The organism is Rhizobium sp. BK602 (assembly GCF_014195095.1).
GTDB lineage: Bacteria > Pseudomonadota > Alphaproteobacteria > Rhizobiales > Rhizobiaceae > Rhizobium.
The window spans coordinates 401589-428090 of the sequence record NZ_JACIBC010000005.1 but is presented as its reverse complement, the minus strand read 5'-3'; the positions used below and the strand labels follow the sequence as shown (position 1 = coordinate 428090).

At 62.8% G+C, this 26502-nt stretch carries 23 protein-coding genes; 12 read left to right on the top strand and 11 right to left on the bottom strand.

The features are described from left to right. Positions 1-109: 109 nt before the first annotated feature. The 5 genes from FHX11_RS18560 (at position 110) to FHX11_RS18540 (ending at position 5727) form a co-directional block, all read left to right on the top strand. Positions 110-985 (top strand): LysR family transcriptional regulator, encoded by an 876-nt coding sequence (locus tag FHX11_RS18560; protein ID WP_184359198.1) that lies wholly within the window; start codon positions 110-112, stop codon positions 983-985. Between the two features lie 46 nt (positions 986-1031). After that, the gene (locus FHX11_RS18555; RefSeq protein ID WP_184359196.1) at positions 1032-1784 is read left to right on the top strand and encodes a TetR/AcrR family transcriptional regulator; all 753 of its coding nucleotides are present in this window, start codon (positions 1032-1034) and stop codon (positions 1782-1784) included. 214 nt (positions 1785-1998) lie between these two features. Then, a complete protein-coding gene (locus FHX11_RS18550; protein WP_184359194.1) occupies positions 1999-3561 on the top strand; it encodes an MFS transporter in 1563 nt (520 codons plus the stop codon). Between the two features lie 4 nt (positions 3562-3565). After that, positions 3566-4591, top strand: coding sequence for an HlyD family secretion protein (locus FHX11_RS18545; RefSeq protein ID WP_184359192.1), 1026 nt, complete (start codon positions 3566-3568; stop codon positions 4589-4591). 182 nt (positions 4592-4773) lie between these two features. Continuing rightward, on the top strand, positions 4774-5727 hold the full coding sequence (locus FHX11_RS18540) for an NAD(P)-dependent oxidoreductase (RefSeq protein ID WP_184359190.1): 954 nt from the start codon (positions 4774-4776) through the stop codon (positions 5725-5727). 29 nt (positions 5728-5756) lie between these two features. On the opposite strand, the gene FHX11_RS18535 is transcribed toward FHX11_RS18540, so the two are convergent. Next, a complete protein-coding gene (locus tag FHX11_RS18535; protein ID WP_184359188.1) occupies positions 5757-6965 on the bottom strand; it encodes a TIGR03862 family flavoprotein in 1209 nt (402 codons plus the stop codon). Positions 6966-7245: 280 nt separating this feature from the next. Between FHX11_RS18535 and FHX11_RS18530 the strand changes: the two genes are divergently transcribed. The 4 genes from FHX11_RS18530 to FHX11_RS18515 all read left to right on the top strand — a co-directional run bounded on the left by FHX11_RS18530 (position 7246) and on the right by FHX11_RS18515 (position 11282). Next, a complete protein-coding gene (locus FHX11_RS18530) occupies positions 7246-7953 on the top strand; it encodes a TetR/AcrR family transcriptional regulator (RefSeq protein WP_184359186.1) in 708 nt (235 codons plus the stop codon). A gap of 128 nt (positions 7954-8081) precedes the next feature. Further along, complete coding sequence (locus FHX11_RS18525; protein ID WP_184359184.1) at positions 8082-9239, top strand: Gfo/Idh/MocA family oxidoreductase; 1158 nt, start codon at positions 8082-8084, stop codon at positions 9237-9239. A gap of 12 nt (positions 9240-9251) precedes the next feature. After that, the gene (locus FHX11_RS18520; protein WP_184359182.1) at positions 9252-10427 is read left to right on the top strand and encodes a dihydrodipicolinate synthase family protein; all 1176 of its coding nucleotides are present in this window, start codon (positions 9252-9254) and stop codon (positions 10425-10427) included. Between the two features lie 30 nt (positions 10428-10457). Beyond that, the gene (locus tag FHX11_RS18515; protein ID WP_184359179.1) at positions 10458-11282 is read left to right on the top strand and encodes a sugar phosphate isomerase/epimerase family protein; all 825 of its coding nucleotides are present in this window, start codon (positions 10458-10460) and stop codon (positions 11280-11282) included. Positions 11283-11369: 87 nt separating this feature from the next. On the opposite strand, the gene FHX11_RS18510 is transcribed toward FHX11_RS18515, so the two are convergent. The 3 genes from FHX11_RS18510 to FHX11_RS18500 all read right to left on the bottom strand — a co-directional run bounded on the left by FHX11_RS18510 (position 11370) and on the right by FHX11_RS18500 (position 14397). Next, on the bottom strand, positions 11370-12476 hold the full coding sequence (locus FHX11_RS18510; RefSeq protein WP_184359177.1) for a branched-chain amino acid ABC transporter substrate-binding protein: 1107 nt from the start codon (positions 12474-12476) through the stop codon (positions 11370-11372). Between the two features lie 274 nt (positions 12477-12750). Then, on the bottom strand, positions 12751-13758 hold the full coding sequence (locus tag FHX11_RS18505) for a pyridoxamine 5'-phosphate oxidase family protein (protein ID WP_184359175.1): 1008 nt from the start codon (positions 13756-13758) through the stop codon (positions 12751-12753). A 21-nt stretch (positions 13759-13779) separates the two neighbouring features. Then, positions 13780-14397: a glutathione S-transferase gene (locus FHX11_RS18500; protein ID WP_184359445.1), complete on the bottom strand. Its 618-nt coding sequence runs from the start codon at positions 14395-14397 to the stop codon at positions 13780-13782. 127 nt (positions 14398-14524) lie between these two features. Between FHX11_RS18500 and FHX11_RS18495 the strand changes: the two genes are divergently transcribed. Continuing rightward, entirely contained in the window at positions 14525-15439 is a 915-nt protein-coding gene (locus FHX11_RS18495) for a LysR family transcriptional regulator (RefSeq protein ID WP_184359173.1), read from the top strand. A gap of 28 nt (positions 15440-15467) precedes the next feature. On the opposite strand, the gene FHX11_RS18490 is transcribed toward FHX11_RS18495, so the two are convergent. The 7 genes from FHX11_RS18490 to FHX11_RS18460 all read right to left on the bottom strand — a co-directional run bounded on the left by FHX11_RS18490 (position 15468) and on the right by FHX11_RS18460 (position 22666). After that, on the bottom strand, positions 15468-16853 hold the full coding sequence (locus FHX11_RS18490) for an FGGY-family carbohydrate kinase (protein ID WP_184359171.1): 1386 nt from the start codon (positions 16851-16853) through the stop codon (positions 15468-15470). Then, positions 16850-17176, bottom strand: coding sequence for an L-rhamnose mutarotase (rhaM, locus tag FHX11_RS18485; protein ID WP_184359170.1), 327 nt, complete (start codon positions 17174-17176; stop codon positions 16850-16852). Before rhaM ends, FHX11_RS18490 begins: the two co-directional genes overlap by 4 nt. Then, a complete protein-coding gene (locus FHX11_RS18480) occupies positions 17173-18186 on the bottom strand; it encodes an ABC transporter permease (protein ID WP_184359168.1) in 1014 nt (337 codons plus the stop codon). Before FHX11_RS18480 ends, rhaM begins: the two co-directional genes overlap by 4 nt. Next, entirely contained in the window at positions 18183-19187 is a 1005-nt protein-coding gene (locus FHX11_RS18475) for an ABC transporter permease (RefSeq protein WP_184359166.1), read from the bottom strand. The genes FHX11_RS18480 and FHX11_RS18475 overlap by 4 nt, the downstream gene beginning before the upstream one ends. 10 nt (positions 19188-19197) lie before the next feature. Next, entirely contained in the window at positions 19198-20733 is a 1536-nt protein-coding gene (locus FHX11_RS18470; RefSeq protein ID WP_184359164.1) for a sugar ABC transporter ATP-binding protein, read from the bottom strand. A gap of 72 nt (positions 20734-20805) precedes the next feature. Next, positions 20806-21801 (bottom strand): rhamnose ABC transporter substrate-binding protein, encoded by a 996-nt coding sequence (gene rhaS, locus FHX11_RS18465; RefSeq protein WP_184359162.1) that lies wholly within the window; start codon positions 21799-21801, stop codon positions 20806-20808. Between the two features lie 52 nt (positions 21802-21853). Beyond that, positions 21854-22666, bottom strand: a complete 813-nt coding sequence (locus FHX11_RS18460; RefSeq protein WP_184359160.1) for a DeoR/GlpR family DNA-binding transcription regulator — start codon at positions 22664-22666, stop codon at positions 21854-21856. A 205-nt stretch (positions 22667-22871) separates the two neighbouring features. Between FHX11_RS18460 and FHX11_RS18455 the strand changes: the two genes are divergently transcribed. Both FHX11_RS18455 and rhaI read left to right on the top strand, forming a co-directional pair. Then, the gene (locus FHX11_RS18455; RefSeq protein ID WP_184359158.1) at positions 22872-24968 is read left to right on the top strand and encodes a bifunctional rhamnulose-1-phosphate aldolase/short-chain dehydrogenase; all 2097 of its coding nucleotides are present in this window, start codon (positions 22872-22874) and stop codon (positions 24966-24968) included. Between the two features lie 225 nt (positions 24969-25193). Then, positions 25194-26486, top strand: coding sequence for an L-rhamnose catabolism isomerase (gene rhaI, locus FHX11_RS18450; protein WP_184359156.1), 1293 nt, complete (start codon positions 25194-25196; stop codon positions 26484-26486). Positions 26487-26502: the final 16 nt, after the last annotated feature.

The following is a 26502-nucleotide window of genomic DNA, read 5'->3' as shown; positions in this document are numbered from 1 at the left end:
AAGATCCGTGAGGCGCTGCCGTCTCGATGTGCCACACAATTTAGGTGTGGACGCATGTGGAATAAATATGCTCTCTTGGAACAGATTGATCCATATATGGAGCAGTTTGTTGGAATTCCTGAACGACATGGCGTTGTTCGTCGAGGTGATGAACGCCCGCAGCTTTCGCCGCGCCGCCGAAGCGCTCGGCATGCCGAACTCGACGCTGTCGCGCAGGATAAGCCTTCTGGAAAAGGCGATCGGCCTGAGGCTGTTGCACCGGACGACGCGCAGGATTGAGCCAACGGAGGCGGGGCAACTCTATTATGAGCGCTGCAAGCGTATCGTGGACGAGGCCCGCCTTGCTCATGAGCAGCTGGGCGAAATGGTCGCACAGCCCAGCGGTACGCTGCGGGCCTCGCTGCCGGTGGATTTCGCCACCACCTATCTCGCACCGCTATTGGCGGAATTCGCGCAGCTTTATCCCGGCATACGCTTCGAGTTCGATTTGACGCCGCGCAATGTCGATCTGGTCTCCGAGCCGTTCGATATCGCGATCCGGATGGGAGAGCCGGCGGATTCCAGTCTGGTCGCGCGGCCGCTGGCCCGCCTTACGCCCTATCTATATGCCTCGCCGCGTTATCTGGAGCTTTCCGGAGAGCCCGAGGAGCCGATGGATCTCAGCCGCCACGAATGTCTGGATTTTCCGAAGGCCGGCAAATGGACATTGAGCGCCGGCGGGCAGACGATCCAGGTGCCGATTGAAGGCCGCTTTCGGCTCAATAGCCCCGGAATGATCCGGCGGCTTGCGACACTTGATCTCGGAATTACCCTGCTGCCGAAAGAGGTCGTTGCGGATGAGGTTGCGGACGGGCGCCTGCGGCGTATCCTGCCTGAGTGGCAGGGTGTCGCGGTTCCGGTTTATGCCCTGACCGAAACCCGCCTCCTGCCGGCCAAGACCCAGCGCTTCATCGAGTTTCTGCGGGAGCGTCTCAGGGCCGCCTGACGTACCGCCAGTCCGCGCGCGCCGTTCTTGAGTGCTGGCGACGCGGATGCGTTTGTTCCACGGAACGCGCCGTCATCCGGTCGAGCAGCCTTGGGGAGGACCAGCGCGCCATCTGGTTCACGGCTCGGTAATGTGCGATACCATTCTCATGGCCAAATCGACCCAAAAGCAGACACCCCATCAAAGGACGCGGCCGCGGAAGTTCGTACCCGTGACGGATCAGGAACCCTTGATCCTCGATGCCGCGGCGGAACTCTTTCTGAAGCGCGGATATGAAGGGGTTTCCATCGACGCTCTGACGGCGGTCGTCGGTGGCTCCAAGCGGGATATTTATGCCCTGTTCGGGGATAAGGAGACGCTGTTTCGGCGTGCGGTCGAAAAGCTGGCGATGGAGCGTGCGGATCTGTTCCTCGGAATCCCCGTTTCCGACGATTTGCGCACCGCGCTGCGTTTTGTCGGCGCAAGGATTATCAGCGTCCTGTTGTCGCCTCGCTCTCTAGCATTGCACAGGCTGATGACGACGGCCGCCGCGCGGGTGCCTGAAGCGGCGGAGACTTTTTTGCACAATGCGCCACACAGGGCTTACGCCACCGCGGCGCACCTGCTTCGTCAGCATGCTGCGAAAGGCGACATCATCGTGCCCGATCCGGACATGTCCGCGCGCATATTCGTCGGCGCCCTGGTGGCCGATCTTCAACTGAGGGCTCTTCTCGGCAAGCCGGTGGATGAGGCTGAACGGCAGGCCAGAGTCGATGCGGTCGTCGAGCACCTTCTGGACGGCATAAGCGCCAGCCGATAGCGCGCCTGTCACCCTCTCTCGGGAAGAGCAGGAAACGGCGAAACTTACTCGCGCATGATTCCTGTTGATTGGTACGCAGCGTTACCCTATATGGTAACTCAAATTACCGTATAGGGTAACGCCACGTCTTCTCCGGGAAAACGAGACCGTTTGACGAGTCGGAACCTTGCAAAGGATTGCCTCTGCGCGAGGCAAGAACGGAGACATCGAAAGGATGGCAGACACATCACAATCGTCCCCAGCGGCGCCGGCCGGTGCGCCGCCCTTGACGACCCGCGCGCTGATCGGCCTGCTTGGTATCTTTCTGTCCGCAATGATGGCCGGCCTCAACAGCCGGAGCGGCTCCCTCGGCCTTGCCGACGTGCGCGGCGTGCTCGGTTTCGGCTCCGACGATGCCTCCTGGCTGAACACGTTCTATGCGGCAGGCGAGCTTGTTGCCATGCCGTTCACGACCTGGTTTGCGATCACATTTACCGTGCGCCGTTTTCATCTGTTCATGGTCAGCCTGTCCGCGTTGATTGCGATTGCGCTTCCCTTCGTCGTTGACCTGAACATGCTGCTGGTGTTGCGGACGATCCAGGGGATCAGCGCCGGTGCGCTCATTCCGCTCCTGATGATGATGGCATTGAGAACATTGCCGCCGTCCATCCGTCTGCATGGCCTCGCACTCTATGCGATGACGGCGACCTTCGCGCCCAATATCGCGATCTGGATCGTCGGCCAATGGACGGACGTGCTCGTGGACTGGCGCTGGCTGTCCTGGCAGTTCATTCCGGTGGCGATCGTTTCGGCTTCGCTGGTCGCCTGGGCCATGCCGCGGGAGCCGATTGCGTGGAAGCGGTTCTCGTCGATCAACCTGCCGGCCTTGCTTGCCGGGATACCGGGCCTTTTCCTGCTGGCCATCGCGCTCGACCAGGGCAACCGCCTCGACTGGTTCAACTCGCCGCTCATCAGCACGTCCATGACCGTCGGCTGTCTCTGCATTGGTGCCTACGTCGCCTTCGAGTGGTTTCATCCGGCGCCGTTCATCAAGTTCCAGCTCCTGTCGCGTCGAAACCTCCACCTCGGCTTCGCCATTTTCATCCTGATGCTGGTCGCGCTGATATCGGGCGCAGTTCTGCCAACGTCCTTTCTGGCATCGAACTGGGGTTATCGCGCTCTGCAGAACGCGCCGATCGGGCTGATCATCGGACTGCCGCAGCTCATCGCCGGCTCGTTGGTTGCCTTCCTGCTCTACCAGAAATGGGTGGATGCGCGACTTGTCTTCGCCACCGGACTGGCGCTGATCGGCCTGTCCTGCTTTCAGGCATCCCATGTCGACACCAGTTGGATCTGGGAACAGTTCATCCCCGCGCAATTGATGCAGGCAGTCGGTCAGCCGATGGCTATCGTTTCGATGCTGTTCCTGGCAACCAGCGTCGTACAGCCGATGGAAGGGCCTTATATCGCCGGCTTCGTCAACACGCTGCGATCCGTCAGCTCTCTAGTTGGTGGCGCGATCGTCAATCGGCTGCTGGAGGTCCGGGAGCATTTCCACTCCTATATTCTGGTCGACCGGTTCGGTATCGTCGGGAAAAACCTGCCGCAAGTCACCGATACCACCGCCCTGACCAATGCGTTCAATGCTCAGGTTCTCGCTCTCGCGACCGCGGATGTCTATCGTGTCCTCGGCATCCTGGCCTTGGCGCTCGTACCTCTGGCGCTGATGATGCAGTTCATCCCGGCGCCAAATTCCCGGCCTCAGGCCCTCCCAATTCCTTCCCCGACCCATGGATAAAGACATGTCGCGCATCATCAAGTTGGCCGTCGGCGGCCTCATCATCGCCGTTTCAGCCGGCAGCTATTCCTATTTCAACCAGCCGGAGGCCTCCGCCTCTCGCCAGTCGACGGATGACGCCTACATGCAGGCCGACTTCACAAATGTCGCCTCCAGGGTAGCGGGCGTTGTGGAGACGGTTCTGGTGGAGGAAAATCAGGCGATCCAACAGGGCGATGTGCTTGCGATCCTCGACGATCGCGATCTGAGGATTGCTGTCGAGAATGCGCAGGCGGCCGTGGCGGTCAATGAGGCCAGCCTCAAAACCCTGCAAGCGCAGATCCAGCGCCAGGGTGCCCTGATCGCCGAAGCCCAGGCCGCGATCGACGCCGACGATGCGGCACTTCTCCTGGCCCGGACGAACGAAAGCCGCCTGCGGCAGCTCGTGGTCAAAGGGTCGGGCTCGCAGCAGGCGCTTGATGAAGCGGTTTCGAAGCTCTCGTCCGCCATGGCAAGTCGCAGCAGCCATGTTGCCGCCCTTGATGCCGCCAAACGGCAGCTCGATGTTTTCAATACCCAACTGGAGGGCGCATCCGCCTCGCTCATGCAGGCAACCGCCAGCTTGGACGATGCTAAGCTGAAGCTCTCCTACACAAAAATCGTCGCGCCGATCTCGGGAACCGTCGGCCAGAAGGCCGTCCGAACCGGGGCCTATGTCCCTGTGGGAACGACGCTGTTGTCGATCGTGCCTTTGGACAAGCTGTATGTCCGCGCCAATTACAGGGAAACGCAGCTGGCCCGCGTTCGTGCCGGCCAGGAGGTTGCGATCAAAGTGGACGCGCTTTCCGATCATGTCTTCAAGGGGACGGTCGAGAGTCTTGGTCCCGCCAGCGGGGCCAGCTATTCGGCGATCGCGCCGCAGAATGCCACCGGAAACTTCACGAAGGTGGTTCAGCGTTTGCCCGTCCGCATCCGGATCGAGCCGGGGCAAGCCGGGATCGAGGGACTCCGTGTCGGCATGTCCGTCGTTCCCGAAATTTTGATCAACTGACAAAGCGAGCGGGGTGATTACGACCGTCGGGCGTTGCGGGCCGGCGGCCGTTCGTGGAATGCCCGCTATTTTTCCTGATCCGGGGATGACAAGCTGGCAAGGTCTCCTATTCTTCGGCAGGAATGGTCCTTGGTCCGGATGTCGCGCAGCATCCGGTTTTTGCATCATCATGGGAGGAGAGCATGGCGCGTGCAGTGGTCATCGGCGCAACCGGTCATGTCGGCACCTATCTTGTGCCGCGGCTGGTCGAAGCGGGATATGAAGTGCTGGCGGTGAGCCGGGGCGAGGCGAAACCCTATCAGCCGAACCGGGCCTGGGACGCCGTCGAGCATGTGACGATGGATCGCGGCGCGATGGAAAAAGACGGCAGTTTCGGGCCGGCGATCCGGGCGCTGAAGGCGGATATCGTCATCGACATGATCTGCTTCACCCTGGAAAGCGCCGAGCATCTGGTGCAGGCGCTTTCCGGTAATGTCGGACATTTCCTGCATACGGGCACCATCTGGACCCATGGCTATCCGACGGTCGTGCCGACGCCGGAAGAGGCGCCGAAACGGCCCTTCGGCGACTATGGAATCCAGAAGGCGGCCATCGAGACCTATCTGTTGGGGGAGGCGCGCGGCAAGGGCTTCCCGGCCACCCTGATCCATCCCGGCCATATCGTCGGCCCCGGCTGGGCACCGCTCAATCCGGCAGGCAATTTCAATCTCTCGGTCTTTTCGGCGCTGGCGCGGGGCGAGGCGCTTTCATTGCCGAATTTCGGCCTGGAAACGGTCCATCACGTCCATGCCGACGACGTCGCGCAGATGTTCATGGACGCGATCGCCAACTGGCGGGCTTCGACCGGCGAGAGCTTCCACGCGGTCTCGAGCGGCGCGCTGACGCTGCGCGGCTATGCCGAAGCCATGTCGCATTGGTTCGGCCACAAGCCGAGGCTGGAGTTCCTGCCCTTCGAAAAATGGGCCGAGGGCCAGGCGGCGGAAGATGCGCAGGCAACTTGGGAGCATATCGCCCGCAGCCCCAACTGCTCGATCGCCAAGGCCGAGCGTCTTCTCGGCTATGCGCCGCGCTATAGCTCGCTGCAGGCGGTGCAGGAGGCGGTCGCGTGGCTGATGGAGAACGGGCGGATCGGCTGAGGATAAGGATATGAGAGGCGCGGGAGCGCCTAGCGCTGCAGCCAGCGTTCCAACCCTCTTGCGGCGGCGCGTCCGGTGGCGAAACAGGCGGTGAGGAGGTAGCCGCCGGTCGGTGCTTCCCAATCGATCATCTCTCCGGCCACGAAGAGGCCGGGCAGCGCCTTCAGCATGTAGGCATCGTCGATGTCGCTCCAGCGAATGCCGCCGGCCGAGGAGATGGCTTCGGCGATCGGCCGCGGCCGCAGCAGCGGGATCGGCAGCGCCTTGATCCGCCGTGCCAGCCGCTCTGGCGTCGCCAGCGTCTCCGGCGGGGCAAGCTCGCGCAGAAGTGCCGCCTTGACGCCTTCGATCCCCGCGCCCTTGCGCAGCCGGTTGGAAAGACTGGCCTTGCCATCCTGCCGCGAGAGATCGCGGGTCAGGCGCTCGGCCGAGCGGCCGGGCGCGAGATCGACCAGCAACGCCGCTTCGCCGTCGCCGGCCAGCCGGTCGCGCAGGCGGGCGGCATGGGCATAGACGAGGCTGCCTTCGATTCCATGCCGTGAAATGACGAATTCGCCGGGAAACGTGCCGGCTTCCGACGTGGCCGTCACCGCCTTCAAAGGCTCGCCGGCGAAGCGTTCGCTGAACAACGGGCTCCAAGCGACATCGAAGCCGCAATTGGCCGGCTGGAAATCGCCGATGGCGATGCCTTTGCCGCGAAGCCAGTCGATCCAGCCGCCATCCGAGCCGAGCCTCGGATAGCTTGCGCCGCCGAGCGCCAGCATCGCCGCGTCACAATGAACGACAACGCGGCCCTCCGGTGTTTCGAAGACAAATCCGTCATCGGCAAATCCCGACCAGCGATGCCGGGTCAGAATCCTGACGCCCTGCGCTTCCAATCTCCCGAGCCAGGCGCGCAGCAGCGGCGATGCCTTCATGGCCTTTGGAAAGACGCGGCCGGAGGAGCCGGTGAAGGTTTCGGTGCCGAGCCCGGCTGCCCAGGTCCTGACATCCTCGGGCGTGAAGGCATCGAGCGCGGCGCGCAGCCGACCCGATGTCGGACCGAAGCGACCGGCAAAGCGGGCGTAGTCTTCCGAATGGGTGATGTTGAGGCCGGATTTGCCGGCCAGCAGGAACTTGCGCGCGACGGTCGGCATGGCGTCATAGACCGTGACCCGATGACCGGACAGCGAGAGCACCTCCGCCGCCATCAGACCCGCAGGCCCGCCCCCGATAATCGCAATCTGCATTCCCGTCATCAAGCCGCCCGGCGCTGGTTTCTTATCCGCTCTCTTGAGCCGTGCCGTCGTCGAAAGCAAGCAGGTTTCTGCAATCGGAAACCGCTTCGACGGCCGCCGATCGATCCGAATGGAACAGGAATCAGGCCGAGATCACGCCTGCTTCCGGACAGTCGCGAATATGTAACCACATGGTTACTGCTTCTGCGAATTTTCGGGGGGCTGTCAACTTACGCGCCAATCGGTTACTTATCGGCTGTGAAAGGCCGCATGAGCCTTGCCAGCGCCGCCAGGAGCCGTGATGTCCGAAGCCAGAACCACCAAGAGCCGCGCAAAGAGCGCCAAGGGCGAGACCGGAACGCAAGCGGCCGCGACTACGACGGCCGAACGGCCGCGTCTCAGGGATGCGGAGCGCACCAGCAAGGCGATCCTGGCGGCCGCGACCAAGGAATTTGCCGAGCGCGGTTATGGCGGCGCCCGCGTCGACGCCATCGCCGAGCGCGCCAAGATCAACAAGCGCATGCTCTATCATTATTTCGGCGGCAAGGATGCGCTCTATGTCGCCGTTCTCGAAGGCAGCTACGTCGCCATCCGCTCGGCGGAAGCAAGGCTTGATCTCTCGCATCGCGATCCCAAGGACGGCATGCGGGAGCTGGTTGTTTTCACCTGGAAATACTTCCTGGATCACCCGGAGTTTCTCGGCATCCTCAGCACGGAGAACATGCACAAGGCCCGCTTCCTGAAGCGGTCGGCGCGGATTTTCGCGCTGCACTCGCCGCTGGTGGCGGAGATTTCCGGCCTGCTCGACCGCGGCGCCGCCGCCGGCGACTTCCGGCCGGATTGCGATCCGGTGAAGATCTATATGAGCATCGCCGCGCTCGGCTCCTTCTTCCTGACGAACCGCTGGACGCTGTCGACGATCTTCCAGCGCAACCTTTCCGACAAGTCGGAAATCGATGCCTGGGGCGAGCATATCGTCGACGTCATCTTCGCCTATCTACGCCCTTGAGGGCCTGAATCCCGGCAATTCCTGTAAATCGGCTCGTCCGCTGCAACCGTCATCCCCGATGATCGTTGACAGCTGCGCATTGCCGTGTCACTCATGTAACTATATAGTTATTTACGGGAGGAAGAAACATGGCGACAAAGCCGATCGGTATCATCATGCACGGCATCACCGGCCGCATGGGCTACAATCAGCATCTGGTGCGTTCGATCCTGGCGATCCGCGAGCAGGGCGGCGTTCTGCTCGCCAACGGCGACCGGCTGATGCCCGATCCGATCCTGGTCGGCCGCAATGCCGAGAAGATCGCTGAAATCGCCCGCAGGCACGGTCTGTCCAAGACGACCACCGATCTGGATGCCGTGCTTGCCGATCCCAACAACACGATCTTTTTCGATGCCGGCTCGACGCAGATGCGCGTTGCGCTGCTGGAGCGGGCGATCGCCGCCGGCAAGCATGTCTATTGCGAAAAGCCGATCTCGGAGACGCTGGACGAAGCGCTGTCCGTCGCCGCCTCGGCCGAGCGCCGCGGCGTCAAGAACGGCGTCGTGCAGGACAAGCTGTTCCTGCCGGGCCTGCGCAAGATCGCCATGCTGCGCGACAGTGGCTTCTTCGGCAAGATTTTGTCGGTGCGCGGCGAGTTCGGCTATTGGGTCTTCGAGGGTGACTGGGGCGTCAAGGCGCAGCGGCCCTCATGGAACTACCGCAAGGCCGAAGGCGGCGGCATGATCCTCGATATGCTGCCGCATTGGCGCTATGTGCTCGACAATCTCTTCGGCGAGGTCAAGGCTGTCAGCTGCCTCGGTGCCACGCATATTCCAAGCCGCGTCGACGAAAACGGCAAGACCTATGCCGCCGATGCCGACGATGCCGCCTATGCCACCTTCGAGCTGGAGGGCGGCATCGTCGCCCATATCAATTCCTCCTGGGCGGTGCGGGTGCGCCGCGACGATCTCGTCACCTTCCAGGTGGACGGCACGCATGGCTCGGCGGTCGCCGGCCTGATGCGCTGCTTCACGCAGCACCGCGTCAACACCCCGAAGCCGGTCTGGAATCCCGACCAGCCGCAGACCATCGATTTCTTCGACACCTGGGACGAAGTGCCGGATACGCAGGTCTTCGACAATGGTTTCAAGGCGCAGTGGGAGGATTTCCTGCGCCATGTCGCGGAAGATGCGCCGTGGAAATTTACCCTGCGTGAGGGTGCCAAGGGTGTCCAGCTCGCCGAACTCGCGCAGAAAAGCTCGGCGGAGCGTCGCTGGGTCGACGTGCCCGCGCTTGCCGCGCGATAGGAGGTGGAGACCATGACGAAGACGCTTCGCCTGCCGGGTACCGATGGCAAGCTTGCCGATTTCACCCTCGTCAACACGCCGCTTTCGCCGCCGGAACGGCCGGCCGGCGGCCATCATTTCAATCGCGTCGCCTTCGCCGCCGCCCATGTCGTCGTCGATCCCTTCGCCGACAATGATCCCTGGCTCGATCGCAATATCGATTGGGAGCGGACGATCGCCTATCGTGACTATCTCTGGGATCTCGGCCTCGGCGTGGCCGAGGCCATGGATACGGCGCAGCGCGGCATGGGTCTCGACTGGACCGGGGCCAAGGAGCTGATCACGCATGCGCAATCAGCGGCCCGCAACCGTTCGGATGCGCTGATCGCCTATGGCGCCGGCACCGACCATCTCGCTCCCGGTCCTGATGTCACCATCGATGAGGTCATTCGTGCCTATGAGGAGCAAGTCGCCTTCGTCGAAGGCCAGGGCGGACGCATCATCCTGATGGCAAGCCGGGCCCTTGCCGCGGCCGCCAAGGGGCCGGACGATTATGCCCGCGTCTATAACCGCATTCTCGGACAGGTGAAGGAGCCGGTGATGATCCATTGGCTCGGCTCGATGTTCGATCCGGCGCTGGCGGGCTATTGGGGGTCGGCCGATGACATGCAGGCCATGGACACGGCGGTTGCCATCATCAACGACAATGCCGCCAAGGTCGATGGCGTGAAGATTTCGCTGCTGTCGGCGGAAAAGGAGATCGTCATGCGCCGGAGGCTCGATCCGCGCGTGAAGATGTATACGGGCGACGATTTCAACTATGCCGAACTGATCGCCGGCGACGATCAGGGTTACTCGCATGCGCTGCTCGGTATTTTCGATGCGATCGCGCCGGCGGCGAGCGCGGCGCTGTCGAAGCTTGCTGAGAATGATCTCGACGCCTTCCATCAGATCCTGGCGCCGACCGTGCCGCTGTCGCGCCATATCTTCAAAGCGCCGACCCGCTTCTACAAGACCGGCGTCGTCTTCCTCGCCTATCTCAACGGCTTTCAGGATCATTTCCAGATGCTGGGCGGCCAGCAGAGCACGCGCTCCATTGTCCATCTTTCGGAGCTTTTCCGACTGGCGGATGCGGCGCGGGTTCTCCGGGACCCCGATCTTGCCGTGCAGCGGATGAAGACGATCCTGGCAACGGGCGGCGTCGCCTAATCGGAAACAGGATCTGGGAGGATCATCAGCATGGCTATAGAGGGCCTTTCCATCAATCTCGCGACCGTACGCCAGCAATATGACATGCGCCAGGCGGTCGAGGTCTGCCTCAAGCAGGACATCGTCGCCATCGCGCCCTGGCGCGACCAGGTGCACAAGATCGGCCTTGCGGAGGCGGCGCGGATCGTTGCCGACAACCGCTTGAAGGTCACGGGCCTGTGCCGTGGCGGCATGTTTCCGGCCGCCGATCCGGAGGGCCTGAAGGCGGCGATCGACGACAACAGGCGGGCGATCGACGAGGCGGCGGCGTTGAATGCCGATTGCCTCGTGCTGGTCGTCGGCGGTCTGCCGAAGGGATCGAAGGATATCGGCCGGGCGCGCGAGATGGTGGCCGACGGCATCGCGACGATCCTGCCGCATGCCCGCAGCGCCGGCATTCCCCTGGCGATCGAGCCGCTACACCCGATGTATGCCGCCGACCGCGCCTGCGTGAACACGCTCGAACAGGCGCTCGACATTTGCGACCTTTTGGGCGAGGGCGTCGGCGTCGCCATCGACGTCTATCACGTCTGGTGGGACCCGAAGCTCTACGGGCAGATCGCCCGCGCCGGCGCCAATGGTCAGATTCTCGCGCACCATATCTGCGACTGGCTGGTGCCGACCACGGATCTGCTGCTCGACCGCGGCATGATGGGCGACGGCGTCATCGACCTGAAGCGCATCCGCGCCGCCATCGAGGAGGCAGGCTATTTCGGCCTGCAGGAAGTGGAGATCTTCTCGGAAAATAATTGGTGGAAGCGGCCGGGCGAGGAAGTTCTTTCCACCTGCGTCGATCGCTTCCGCACCGTCTGCTGAGAGATCATCGGGCCGACCGACTTGAAACATAAAAACGCCGGGCCACGCATGGCCCGGCGCAATTCAAAAGCATGATGACGCGACGGCTTATTCAGCCGCGACGATCTTGCCGTCTTCCCACTTGTAGAGCGAGAAGCTCTGCGAGGTGAGGTCACCGGTTTCGCCGTAGGTGACCTTGCCGATGGCGGTGTCGACGGCGTCGCCCTTCTTCAGCGCGGTGGAAACGGCTTCCGCATCATCGGCGCTGCCGGCCTTCTCGATGCCGGCCTTCAGCACCTGCACGGCGGCATAGGCGTTCAGCGTGAAGGCTTCGGCCGGGATGTTGCGCGCCTTCAGCGCTGCGACGGCCGTCTGGGAATCCGGGTTCTTCAGCGCGTCGGACGCGTTGGTGAAGATCGTGCCGGCGGCTGCCTCATGGCCGATCGCCCAGTATTCCGTGTTCGAGAGGCCGTCACCGCCGATGATCTGCGCTTTGACGGAGATATCCTTCAGCTGACGGGCGAGCAGGCCGGCTTCCGGATGATAGCCGCCGAAGTAGATGAGATCGATGCCGGCTGCCTTCAGCTTCGTCGTCAGCGCGCTATAGTCTTTTTCGTTGGGGGTCAGGCTGTCGTTGATCGCCTCGGTCACGCCGCCGGCGTTCAGCGTTGCCTTGAAGGCGTCCGCTAGGCCCTTGCCGTAGGCGCCCTTGTCGTTGAGGATGGCGATCTTCTTGTCCTTGAAGTTCTTCAGGACGTAGTTGGCGGCAACTGTCGCCTGCTGGTCGTCGCGGCCGCAGGTACGCAGGATGTTGGTCAGGCCGCGCGTGGTGAGATCGGGCGCGGTCGCCGTTGGCGTCACCATCAGGATGCCGTTTTCAGCCAAAGCGTCGGAAACCGGAATGGCAACGCCCGAGGTTACCGGGCCGACGACGAAGCGAATGCTGTCGCCGACGAAACCATTGGCGACGGAGACGCCCTGCTTCGGGTCGCCGGCATCGTCGCCGAGCTTCAGGACGACCTTCTGGCCGAGAATGCCACCGCTCTTGTTGATCTCGTCGACGGCGGTCTGGGCGCCGTTCTTGACCTGATCGCCATAGGCGGCGACCGGGCCGGTCAGCGGGGCGATCAGGCCGATGGTGATATCGGCATGGGCGAGCGGTGCAAAGGCCAGCGAAGCGACGAAGGTCGCAGCCGTCAAAGTCTTCAGACTCATTTTTTCTCTCCTTGGATGGGCGCGGCAGCACCCTATGAACCCGCCGCAATGACCTGTCGTGACGCGCGAACTGCCGTAAGCCGCCCTGAAACGGCGACAGGAGGTGACATCGAGGCTGATGATCGCTTTCGGACATTTTTGACCTCAAAAGCGCTCATAAGGGTAGTTTCTGTAGGAATATTAGCGCGATTCCGCAAGAAAATAACCGTCGCGGATACAATTTTAGCGATTTCCGGGAGATTTTGCCCGCGGTCCAGTCCCGGGATTTGACGGGTCATGGCCCTTTCCGGCCGTCGCCCGTTTTGTCGTCGGCGTCGTTCCAGCGTCCGGTCATCAGCGAATGCGGCGACCAGCCGTCCTCGCGGAATTTCCAGCGTAGCGGCAGCGCACCGGGGCGGCGGACGATCTTGCGCGGCGTAAAGCGCCACAGCCGTTCGGCGCCGTCGAAAGACGCGATCTCCGGCGAGTCCAGAATGAGCTTCGCGTCGCCGGTCAGCTGCAGCAACTCGCCGCTGTCGAAATCGGCAAAAACCAACCCGGCCTTCGGATTGAGGACGAAGTTGCCGAGCGTGTTGAAGAACAGGTTGCCGGCGAAATCCGGAATGGTCAGCACACCGTCGTCACCGATGCGCACAAAGCCTGCCCTGCCGCCGCGATGCGACACATCCACCTGCCTGCCTCCGTCTTCTCGGTCCACATAGGAAGCGACGAAGAAGGTGTCGGCACCGGCAATGATCGCCTTCGCCCGGCCGTCCAGCACGGCGAGACGAAACGTCGGCCCGTCCGCCAGCTCGGCCGGATCGCGGATGAATTCGAAATCCCGCAACTGGATGTATTTTGGACAGTTGCCGAAGGACTGGCCGACGTCGACGTCGAAACCCTCGCTTGCCTGCCGGCGGATCGTGCCGTTCAGGCGATTGCGGCGGCGGGTGTGAAGCTCGATGCCGAGCAGGGCGATGGCCTTGCCGTCTTCCATGCCCGCATCGGCGGGATCGGCCGGATCGCGGCCGAGTTCGACGCTGAGGGTATGGATATCGGGGCTGTGCAGGAAGCCGGGGCGGTTGGCACGCAGCGTCGCCCAGGCATCACCGTCGGCATCGACGCTGCCGAGCACGATGAAGGGCAGTTGCGGATAGAAATCGCGATGCTGCTCGATCAGGTGGTCGCGTAACACGCGCGGGCCGATCTCGGCCATGCGCGTCGCCACGCCCACTTTCGTCTGCAGCGCGATTTCACCGTCATGCCAGGCGGATACCCTGTTGGTTTCAGCGGCGATCGACATGATCCGCCCTTTCGTCAATGGTCAAGCCACGTCGGCAAGCCCGACCGGCGTTTTCTGGAAGGGGTGAAAACCGGCAAGCGCCTCGATGCGGGCAAGCCATGCGGTGACATTGTGATACCGGAAGCGGTCGACATTGCCCTCCGGCGCGCGGGCGATATAGCTGTAGAGCGCGACATCGGCGATGGTCGGATGATCGGCGGCGATCCATTGACGGCCGGCAAGTTCCGCATCGATCCTCTGCAGGATGCTATGGGCGCGGGCGATCACTTCCTCCGCGTCGAATTTGGCGCCGAAGACGGTGACGAGGCGGGCGGCGCAGGGGCCGTAGGCGATTTCGCCCGATGCGACCGACAGCCAGCGCTGCACGCCGGCAGCCCCGGCCGCGTCCTCCGGCAGCCAGCCCTTCGGCGCATAGGCCTTGGCGAGATAGACGAGGATGGCGGTGGAATCGGCGATCACCGTACCACCGTCTTCCAGCACCGGAACCTGCCCGAAGGGATTGAGCGCCAGGAACGCCGGCGTCTTATGCTCTCCCTTGGCAAGATCCAGTTCGATGATATCGGCATCGAGGCCGATGAGGGAGATGAACAGCCGGGCGCGATGGGCATGGCCGGATAGCGGATGGACGTAGAGTTTTATCATCGGAAGCTCCAGATCGACAGGCGTCCGGTTAAAATGATTGTTTCTACCCGAAAGTATAAGTGCGATAAGAGGCAAGAAACTATTCCGTCATGCGGAATAATTGGCTTGTGATGGGTAGGGATAAATGGACAGGCTGCAATGCATGAAGGTGCTGGTGAAGGTGGCCGATGCCGGCAGTTTCGCCGATGCGGCGCGTGCCCTGCATATGAGCCCGCCGGCCGTCACCCGCGCCGTGGCCTTCCTTGAGGAGGTCACCGGCGCCCGCCTCTTCCTGCGTTCGACGCGCTCGGTGAAGCTCACCGCGCAGGGCCGTCATTATGTCGAAGACTGCCGGCGCATTCTCAGCGATATCGAGGAGGCGGAGGCCTCGGCTGGCGGCGCCTATGCAACGCCGTCCGGCATGCTGACTGTCACCGCGCCGGTACTGTTCGGGCAATATCATGTCATGCCGATCATGACGGAGTTTCTGGGCCTGCATCCGGCGGTTACCGGTCGGGTGCTGCTGTTCGACCGCAACGTCAATCTGATGGAAGAGGGGATCGACGTCGCCGTGCGCATCGGCCACCTGCCGGATTCCAGCTATAATGCGATCAGGGTCGGCAGCGTGCGCCGCGTCGTCTGCGCGGCGCCGGACTATCTCGACCGCCATGGCCTGCCGCGAACGCCGGCGGATCTGTCCCGCCATACGCTCATCGCCAGCACCGGATCGTCCACGCCTCTGGAATGGCGTTTCGGCCCGAATTCCAAGCCACTCGCCGTTTTCGAGCCGCGCCTGTTCTGCAATACGGTCGCCGCCGCGATCTCGGCGGCGGTCAGCGGCTGGGGTTTGGCGCGCGCGCTGTCCTATCAGATCGTCGAGCCGGTCGCCGACGGCCGGCTGCGCGTCATTCTGGAGGATTACGAGGAAGCGCCGCTGCCGGTGCACGTCATGCATCCGGAGGGCCGTCACGTCTCCGCCAAGACGCGCGCTTTCGTCGATTTCGCCGTGGAACGGTTGCGGCGAACCCCGATCCTGCATGCCGGTTCGAAAGAAGCTTGATGCCCCGATCGGTCAGGCAGGGCGATGACTATCGCTCCAGCGCTTCCCGCCAGGTCCGCCGGTAATCCCGCAGGCCGTGGAGATCGGCGCGGATCGGCAGGCTTTCCGCCGCTGCGGGAGGCCTGATGCCGGTCAAAAGGGCGGCGCCCTGGCTGGTGCCGGTGGAGCCCGGAAGAGCGATGACGTCGGAGCCGGTCAGCGAGGAAAGCGCTGCAAGATAGGCGCGATTGAGCGCGAAAGGCCCTTCGACGAAGATCGGCCCCTTGGCGCCGATCAGGCCGAGACAGGCTTCGGTCATCAACGCCAGATAGAGGTTGACGGCGGCGAGGCGTTCCGCCTGATTTGCCGAGGTGTCGCCGATCCAGCGCCTGGTCTGGCCGGGGAAGGGGCCGGAGCCTTCGACGACATTCGGCAGCAGCATCAGGCTCTTGCCGATCACGGTTTCGAGCGCGGCTTCGACGGCCTCCGGGGCCGCATGGCCGATTTCATCAGCCAGAAGCTCAAATTCCCGCCCACCCATGAAGCGGGAGGAGGGGACGGCGCGGCCATAGGCGTCGACATTAGCGAGCGCGTCGCGCCTGGGGTCGAGATGCTCGAGATCGCCGCCGACGGCGAAGCTGATGACCCAGGTGCCGGTGGAGACCACCGCGAACGGCGCTTCGTTCTCCACCAGATGCGGCAGCAGCGACGCGTTGGAATCATGAATGCCGCAATAGACCGGCACCGGCGCATCCAGGCCGATCTCGCCTGCGATCCCAGGCAGGACCGGCCCGAGCGCTTCGAAGGCGGAGCGGATCGGCGCCATCAGGGGGCGAATGCCGAGTGTGTCGACCAGCGAGGAATAGGTTCTAGCCGTTGGGTTCCACAGATCGGTATGGCAGCCGAGCGACGTCGCCTCGTTGGCGGCGACGCCGGTCAGCCGGAAGGCCCAATATTGCGGATAGGTGAGGATGGCGCGGGCGCGCGAAAATTCGTCGGGAAACTGGCTCTTCTGATAGTGGATCTGCGCGCCGACATTCAGCCCGCCCGAAAGCCCAGGCGAAAAGGTCTCGCTGAAGGGCGGGCGCAGCCGCTCATAGGCTTCCTGCACCTCGACCGGATAGACATGCTCATAGTCGAGCACCGGCAAAGCCAGGCTGCCGTCGGCGGCGAGAAGCACGGCGGAGGCACCATGGGTGGTGATCGATATCGCGTCGAAACCGGGTGCTTCGGTAAAGCCTTTCAGCGCGCCGACGACGAAATCCCACAGCCGCTCGATATCGTAATGCGGGTAGGGGCCGGTCTTCAGCACCGTATTGGCCGTCTTCACGGCGGCGATCTCCGCGCCGCTCTGGGCATCGAGCACCACGACCTTGGCATTGGTCTTGCCGATATCGAGAACGGCGATGCGGCGATAGGTCGGCTCAGCGCTCATGGCAGATGAAAGACCGTGACGAGATCGCTTTGAACCGGCGAATTGTCAGGATTGGTCGCCATGATATCGGCCATGTGCGCCCACCATTTCTTCATCACCGGATGATCCGGCAGCCCCGCCATCGTGTGATCTCTGGGCCGGGTCAGGACGCCGAACAGCGTGTTGGTCTCGCGGTCGAGATGGATGGAATAGTCGCTGGCGCCGGCCTGGTGCAGCAGTTCGACGAGTTCCGGCCAGATCTCGTCATGACGCTTCCTGTATTCGGCCTCCATGCCGGGATTGAGCCTCATCTTGAAAGCGTGACGTTCCAGTGCTGCGGTCATTTGGCGCTCATGGCTTTGATGCGCTTGGCGACGATCGGCAGCGCGATGGTGATGATCAGGAGCAGGCCGATGAAGATCGACATGACGATGCCCGGCACATTCAGCAATCCAAGGCCGAAGGTGACGAGGCCCATGACGAAGGCGGCGATGACGACGCCGCCGATCGTGCCGGAGCCGCCGAGGATCGATACGCCGCCGAGCACCACCATCGTCACCACTTCCAGCTCCCAGCCGAGCGCGATCGACGGCCGCGTCGAGCCGAGGCGGGAAGTGAGGCAGACGGCGGCTAGGCCGCTCATGATGCCGGTCAGCAGGAAGAGGATGAATTTGACGCGCTCGACCGGAATGCCGGAAAAGCGGGCGGCAAAATCATTGTTGCCGATCGTATAGACCTGCCGGCCGAAATTGGTGGCATGCAGCAGGATCGCAAAGGCGATCGCCAGCACGATGAAGAGGACGAATTCGAAGGAGAAGACCCAGAAGACGTAGCCCTGGCCGAAATAGCCGAAACTGTCGGGATAGTTGCCATAGGCCTGGTCGCCGAGCACGATATAGGAAATGCCGCGGAAGAGGCTCATCGTGCCGATGGTGACGACGATCGAGGGCAGCTTCAGCACCGAGACGAGAAAGCCGTTGAAAAACCCGCAGACGAGCCCGACGCCGAGGCCGATGGCGACGAGGCCGGGCGTATCGACGCCGGCCTGGGCGGCCGCTCCCATGGCGGTCGAGGCGAGCGCGATGATGGCGGCGACGGACAGGTCGATTTCACCCGATATGACGAGCAGCGCCATGGCAAAGGCGATCATCGCCTTCTCGGTGAAATTGAAGGTCGCGTCGGACAGATTGTAGGGATCGAGGAAATAGGGCGACGCCAGCGAATTGAAGATGAAGATCGCGACGGCGACGCCGAAGAGCAGCACTTCCCAGCTTGCCAGGATGCGTTTGAGCGGCGTGCCGAGGCGGTCGGGGATAGCGCGCTTTTCGGTGGCGCTGTTGGAAGTGGTGCTCATGCGGCGACCTCCCGGCCAGAGGTTTCCTTCGCCGCCTGATCCCTGAGGATGATGCGGCCGCGGTTGCGTTCGCGCCGGGCGTTGAAGACGACGGCGAGGATGATGACGGTTCCTGAGATCGCCATCTGCGTGAAGGGCGAGATGCCGATGACCGGAAGGGCGTTCTTGATGACGCCGAGGAACAGCGCGCCGAGCACGGTGCCGACGACCGAGCCGACGCCGCCGGCGATCGAGATGCCGCCGATGACGCAGGCCGCGACGCTGTCGAGCTCGAAGCCGTTGGCGATGTCGACATAGGCGACCGCATAGCGCGATACCCAGAGATAGCTGCTGAGGCCGGCCAGCGCGCCGGACAGGACGAAGGCGAGGAAGCGGGTCCAGCCGACATCGATGCCGGCATAGACGGCGGCCACCGGATTACCGCCGCTGGCATAGGCGGAGCGGCCGAACTGAGTATAGCGCAGCAGCAGATACATCATAGCCACGATGGCGATGCCGACCCAGGAGAGCACCGGCAGGCCGAGCAGCTCGGTGCGCGGGACGCTCAGGAATTCCGGCGTGAACTGATGCGCGTTGACCCAGGCGCCGCCCGACAGCACGAAGGCCATGCCGCGATAGATGGTGAGCGTGCCGAGCGTGACGACGATCGGCGGGATTTCCAGCGCCCAGACCAGATAGCCGTTGATGGCGCCGAGCACCGCGCCCATGGCGATGGCCGCGACCACGAGGACGATCAGCGGCAGGTCGGGATAGGCGGCGTTCAGCATGGCGATGGCCATGCCGGTGAAGGCGAGGTTGGCGGCGACGGACAGGTCGATCGATTTCGTCAGGATGACGGTCATCTGTGCCAGCGCGAGGATGATCAGGATCGAGGTGTCGTTGAAGATCTTGGCGAGATTGGCGGGCTCGGCAAAGCCGGCCGCGCGCGTCGCAAAGCTTGCGATCATCGCGATGATGATGACGAAAAGCAGCGTTTCGCGTCTTTTGAGGATGCGTGGCATCCAACCCTCCCTATGCATTGCCCGTTGCGGCGCGCACCAGCGTTTCCGGCGTCAGCCCGTCACGCTCGAACAGGCCGGCCGACAGGCCCTCCTTCATCACCAGCACCCGGTCGGACATGCCGAGAATCTCGGGCAGTTCGGAGGAGATCATGATGATGCTGAGCCCCTCGGCCGCCAGCTCGCTGATGAAGCCGTGCACGGCGGCCTTGGAGCCGATATCGATACCCTTGGTCGGCTCGTCGAGGATGATGATCTTCGGCTGGGTCGCCAGCCATTTGCCGATCACGACCTTCTGCTGGTTGCCGCCCGAGAGCGTGCCGACAGGAACGGAAAGGGCGGCGGCGCGCAGGTCCAGCCGTTCGGCATATTTGCGCGCCAGCGCGAATTCGTCGGCGGCCTTCAGGAAGCCCTTGCGCGAGGTGCGTCCGAGCGAAGGCAGCGACATGTTTTGATAGATCGGCATCGGCAACGCCAAGCCATGGCGGCCGCGCTCCTCCGGCACGTAGACGATACCGGCGCGGATGGCGTCCTGCGGCGAATGGATGCGGACGTCCTCGCCGTTCAGCGTCAGCTTGCCGGACAGCGGCCGGGTGATGCCGAAGAGGGACTGGCAGAGCTCGGAACGACCGGCGCCGATCAGGCCATAGACGCCGAGGATCTCGCCGCGGCGCAGCTTGAACGAAATATCGCGGAATTCGGTGGCGTGGCAGTAGTTGGTAACTTCAAGGACGGTATCGCCGATCGTGACCGGCACCTTGGGGAAGGCGTCCTTGACGTCGCGGCCGACCATCATGCGGACGATCTCGTCCTGCGGCGTTTCCTTCAGCCGGCCATGGCCGACGGCGCGGCCGTCGCGGAAGACGACGAAATTGTCGGCGATCTCGTAGAGTTCATCGAATTTGTGGCTGATGAAGAGGATCGCCTTGCCCTGCGCCTTCAGCCCCTCGACGATGCGGAAGAGGTCGTCGATCTCCTTGCGCGAAAGCGCGGCCGTCGGCTCGTCCATGATGACGATGCGGGCCTCGATCGACAGCGCGCGGGCGATCGCCACCAGGTGGCGCTGCGCGATGGAGAGGTCCTTCAGCCGCGTGGTGGGATCGATGCTGCTTTCCAGCGATTCCAGCAGCTGCCTGGAGCGGCTGTTCATCGTCTTCCAGTCGATGGTGCGCCAAGACGTGCGCGGCGCATGGCCGAGGAAGATGTTTTCGGCGACCGTCAGCTCATCGAAGAGCACGGTTTCCTGATGGATGGCGGTCACGCCGGCGTCGATGGCGGCCTGGGCATTGTGGAAGGTGACGGGCTTGCCGTCGACGAGGATTTCACCTTCGTTCGGACGGTAGATGCCGGTGAGAATCTTGACGAGCGTCGACTTGCCGGCGCCGTTCTCGCCGATGAGCGCGGTCACCTTGCCGGGATAAAGCGCAATGCTGACGCCATCGAGCGCCTTCACGCCGGGAAAGATCTGCGAAATGCCGCGCATTTCCAGAATGGCCGTGTTGCTCAGGGTGGATGGCCCCGTTGCGGGCCGTTGAAGGACAGTGGTCATCAGCAATGCACCGGATGGATGAAGCGAGATCCGGCGGCCGAGGCCGCCGGAAAGCTGCGGACGAAGTCTCGATCAGAAGACCTTGGAGAACTGATCGATGTTCGATGCGTTGTAGACAAAGGGATCGGCCATGGCGGCTTCGCCATTCTCGCCGACCTTGATCTTGCCCATGCGGCCGGCATTGATCTCGCTGCCCGGCTTGCCGTCAGTCTCGCCCTTGACGAGGCGATAGGCGATCTGCGTTGCCGAATAGCCGAGGTCGATCGGGTTCCAGATCGCGAATTCCTTGGTCGCGCCCGACTTGATGGCGCCGGCCATTTCGGAGGGCAGGCCGAGGCCGGTCACGTAGACCTGGCCGATCTTGCCGGCATCCTTGACGGCCTGCGAGGCGGCGAGGACACCGACGGTGGTCGGAGCGACGATGACCTTGACGTCCGGATGCGAGGTCAGGAGGCCCTGGGCTTCGCGGTAGCTCTTGTCCGAGAGGTCGTCGCCATAGACCGTGGTCACGAGGTTAAGGCCGGGGAAGTCCTTGAGCTGCTTCTTCATCTCGCCGATCCAGATGTTCTGGTTGGTCGAGGTGGTGGTGGCCGACAGGATGGCGAAGTTGCCCTTACCGCCGTCGAGGTGATCCTTGGCGAGCGTCAGGCACATCTTGCCGATCAGCGCGTTCGAAGACGGGTTGAGCTGCAGGATGCGGCCGGCCGGGGCGACGCCGGAATCCCACGAGATCACCTTGATACCGCGCTGCTTGGCCTTCTTGAGGGCCGGGACGACGGCATCCGGATCGTTGGCGGAAATCGCGATGGCGTCGACACCCTGTGCGATCAGCGAGTTGATGACTTCGATCTGGCCTTCGGCCGTGGTCGAGGTCGGGCCGGTGTAGATCACTTCGACGCCGCCGAGTTCCTTGGCTGCTTCCTGGGCACCCTTGTTGGCCGCCTCGAAGAAGCCGTTACCGAGGGACTTCACCACGAGGCCGATCTTGACGTCCTTCGCGCTTGCCGTGCCGGCCATCAATGCCGCGGCGAGCGCGACGCCGATTGCCAGTTTCTTTGCAATATTCATGTCTCTTCCTCCCAAAGTTGATAGGCTATGCTCACTCCGCCGCGGCCGTGCCTTATGCGACCGACGGGGAATCCTCCTCCTCGGCCGCAGCCGATGCGCTCGTGATGATCAGCGACACGCCCGCATCCTCGATCATCCGAATGGTTTCCGCCGAAATGCCGTCGTCGGTGATGATGGTCGTCACCTGTTCGAGCGGACACAGGATCAGGCTGGAACGCTGATTGAACTTGCTGGAATCGACCATGACGACCAGCTCGTCGGCCTGGCGCATCAGCTTCTGCTCGCTCTGGATGACCAGAGCGTCGGCCTCCATGATGCCGAGCGGGCCGACGCCCTGGGCACCGATGAACATCCGCCGCGCATAGAAATTGCGGGTCGTGTCATTGTCGAAGGGCGACAGGATCAGGCTCTGCTCGCGATAGATCGCGCCGCCCGGGACCGTCACCGTGTTCTTGGAATGCTTGACCAGGTGCTCGGCGATCGCGAAGGAGTTGGTCATCACCTGCAGCCGGAAGGCGGAGATATAGTGCACGAGCTGGAACGTCGTCGTGCCGCCATTGATGATGATGGCGTCGCCCGGATTGCAGAGTTCGGCGGCCTTGCGCGCAATTGCGCGTTTCTTGTCGATGTTGACGCCTTCCGAAACGCGGAAAGGGCGGCCGGCCAGATTGCCGAGTTGTGGCGGGTGGATCGATTCGGCACCGCCGCGCACACGCCGGATCTTTCCCTGTACATGCAGGGCGGCGATATCACGGCGGATGGTCGCCTCCGAGGCCTCGGTCAATTCAGAAATATCCTGAATCGTCACGACAGGCTTCTCCTGTACGGCGCTCAAAATGATGCGATGGCGTTCGCGTTCGTGCATCGGTTCCTCCTGGCTGGGGTTATTTCGCAAATATGGCAAGGTGTCAATCAGAAACGATCATAAACTTTCATATTGCATCGCAGCATTAGCAATTATGATCGTTTTCGATTGACAAAGTGACTCTTCGTGAGCGATATGCTGATCGCAACGGAGCGGCATCCATGATTTCGGTACGCTCGCGAGAGATGATTTATGGGAGGATGACATGACGGCCGAGGTTCGACTTCTGGATAATCGTTGGGATGACGCCTATGTGGCCAAGCTCGACGAGCCGGGCAAGTTGCTCTACCGCTCCAATCTGCTGGGCGCCGACAAGCGTATCACCAATTATGGTGGCGGCAACACGTCGGCCAAGGTCATGGAAACCGATCCGCTGAATGGCGAAAAGGTTAGGGTGTTGTGGGTCAAGGGCTCCGGTGGCGATGTCGGCACGATCAAGCTCGACGGCTTCGCGACGCTCTATCAGGACAAGCTCGATAGCCTGAAGAGCATCTACAAGGGCGTCGCCGACGAGGATCGCATGGTCGGCTTCCTGCCGCACTGCACCTTCAACCTCAATGCGCGTGCCGCGTCCATCGATACGCCGCTGCATGGTTTCGTGCCCTTCACCCATGTCGATCATATGCATCCGGATGCGATCATCGCCATCGCCGCCTCGAAGAACTCGCGCGAACTGACCCGCGAAATCTTCGGTGACGAGATCGGCTGGCTGCCCTGGCGGCGCCCTGGTTTCCAGCTCGGCCTCGATCTCGAAGCCTTCGTCAAGGCGCATCCGAATGCCAAGGGCGTCGTGCTCGAAAGCCACGGTCTCTTCACCTGGGCGAATGATGCCAAGGATTGCTACGAGCTGACGCTTGAGATCATCAACAAGGCGATCGAGTGGTTCGCCGCCAAGACCGTAGGCAAGACCATTTTCGGCGGCACGGCGGTCCAGAGCCTGCCGCAGGCTGAGCGCCGAGCGATCGCCGCCAAGCTGATGCCGGAAATCCGCGGCCGTATCGGCAAAGCCGAGCGCAAGCTCGGACATTTCGACGATCAGGATGCCGTGCTCGAATTCGTCAACTCGAAGAACCTCCGCCCGCTCGGCGCGCTCGGCACGAGCTGCCCGGACCATTTCCTGCGCACCAAGATCCGCCCGCTGATCGTCGATTTCGATCCGGCCAAGCCGGATGTCGATGCCATCATCGCCGGCCTCGACAAGGCGCTGGAGGATTATCGCGCCGACTACGCCCGCTATTACAACGACTGCAAGCATGACAATTCGCCGGCGATGCGCGATCCGAACCCGGTGATCTTCCTGGTGCCGGGCGTCGGCCTTCTGTCCTTTGCCCGCGACAAGGCGACTGCCCGCATTGCCGGCGAATTCTATGTCAACGCCATCAATGTCATGCGCGGTGCCTCCACGGTCTCCGAATATCAGGGCCTGCCGGAGCAAGAAGCCTTCGATATCGAATATTGGCTGCTGGAAGAGGCGAAGCTGCAGCGCATGCCGAAGCCGAAGAGCCTTGCCGGCCGCGTCGCCTTCGTCACCGGCGGTGCCGGCGGCATCGGCCGCGCCACGGCGGCGCGTCTGGTGGACGAGGGCGCCTGCGTGGTGCTGGCGGATATTGACCAGGTGGCGCTTGAGAGCACCCAGGCGGATTTCGCCAAGGCATACGGCGCCGACGCGGTGCGCAGCGTGAGACTCGACGTCACCAAGGAAGAGGGCGTCATCTCCTCCTTTGCCGAAGCCTGTGTCGAATTCGGCGGCATCGACATTCTCGTCTCCAATGCCGGCATTGCTTCCTCCGCGCCGATCGAAAGCACCGAGCTTTCGATGTGGAATCGCAATATCGACATTCTCGCCACCGGCTATTTCCTCGTCTCGCGTGAGGCCTTCCGGTTGTTCCGCCGCCAGAATCTCGGCGGCAACGTCGTCTTCGTCGCCTCCAAGAACGGCCTCGCCTCGTCGCCGAACGCCGCCGCCTATTGCACGGCCAAGGCCGCCGAGATCCATCTGGCGCGTTGCCTGGCGCTTGAAGGTGCGGAAGCCGGCATTCGCGTCAACACGGTCAATCCCGATGCCGTCCTGCGTGGCTCGAAGATCTGGAACGGCGAATGGCGCGAGCAGCGCGCCGCCTCTTCGAAGATCGAAGTGGACGATCTGGAGGAACATTACCGCAAGCGTTCGATGCTGAAGCTCAATGTCTTCCCCGAGGACATCGCCGAGGCAATCTACTTCCTGGCGTCGGACCTTTCGGCCAAATCGACAGGCAATATCATCAACGTCGACGCCGGCAACGCGCAGAGCTTTACGCGGTAATCGATACGTTCTTCCTTCTCCCCAGCGGGGAGAAGGTGGCCCGCAGGGTCGGATGAGGGGGTAGCGCGGCAGACCCAATTCTATCTTTCGCTCGCGCTCAAGATGGTCGTCGCTACGCTCCTCGCTTCCTCATCTGCCCGTTGGGCATCTTCTCCCCGCTGGGGAGAAGAGGGGTGGGCCAATGAGGCGCCATAACATTTCGAATGACATATCCGGGAGGAAAGAATGGCTGAGTTCAGAATTGCGCCCGATCTCGTGGCTACCGAAAACGACAAGCGCGCCGCCGCGCTGAAGTCCGACTACGAAGCGCTGGGCACATCGCTCGCCCGCCGTGGCATCGATATCGAGGCTGTCACCAAAAAGGTTTCCGAATTCTTCGTCGCGGTTCCCTCCTGGGGCGTCGGTACCGGCGGCACGCGCTTTGCCCGCTTTCCGGGCGTGGGCGAGCCGCGCGGCATTTTCGACAAGCTGGATGACTGCGCCGTCATCAACCAGCTGACGCGCGCGACGCCCAATGTTTCGCTGCACATTCCCTGGGACAAGGCGGATGCGAAGGAAATCAGGGCCAAGGGCGATGCGCTCGGCCTTGGCTTCGACGCCATGAACTCCAACACCTTCTCGGATGCGCCCGGTCAGGCGCATTCCTACAAATACGGTTCGCTCAGCCATGTCGACGCGGCGACCCGTGCCCAGGCGGTCGAGCACAATCTCGAATGTATCGAGATCGGCAAGGCCATCGGCTCCAAGGCGCTGACGGTCTGGGTCGGCGACGGTTCGAACTTCCCCGGCCAGAGCAATTTCACCAAGGCATTCGAGCGCTATCTCGCCGCCATGGCGGAGATCTACAAAGCGCTGCCGGACGACTGGCGGCTGTTTTCCGAACACAAGATGTACGAGCCTGCCTTCTATTCGACCGTCGTGCAGGATTGGGGCACCAACTACCTGATCGCGCAGACGCTGGGACCGAAGGCCCAGTGCCTCGTCGATCTCGGCCATCACGCGCCGAACACCAATATCGAAATGATCGTCGCCCGCCTCATCCAGTTCGGCAAGCTCGGCGGCTTCCATTTCAACGATTCCAAATATGGCGACGACGACCTCGACGCCGGCGCGATCGAGCCCTACCGCCTGTTCCTTGTCTTCAACGAGCTGATCGATGCGGAGCAGCGCGGCGTCAACGACTTCAATCCGGCGCATATGATCGACCAGTCGCACAATGTCACCGACCCGATCGAAAGCCTGATCTCCAGCGCTAACGAAATCCGCCGCGCCTATGCGCAGGCCTTGATCGTCGACCGCGACGCCCTGGCCGGCTATCAGGATGCCAATGACGCGCTGATGGCCTCTGAGACGTTGAAGCGCGCCTATCGCGCCGACGTCGAGCCGATCCTCGCCGAAGCCCGCCGCCGCACCGGCGGCGCCATCGATCCAATCTCAGCCTACAGGGCAAGCGGCTATCGGAGGAAGGTCGCGAGCGAGCGTCCGGCTTCTGCGGCAGGCGGCGGTGGGATTATCTGAGGCGCCTAAAGTTCCG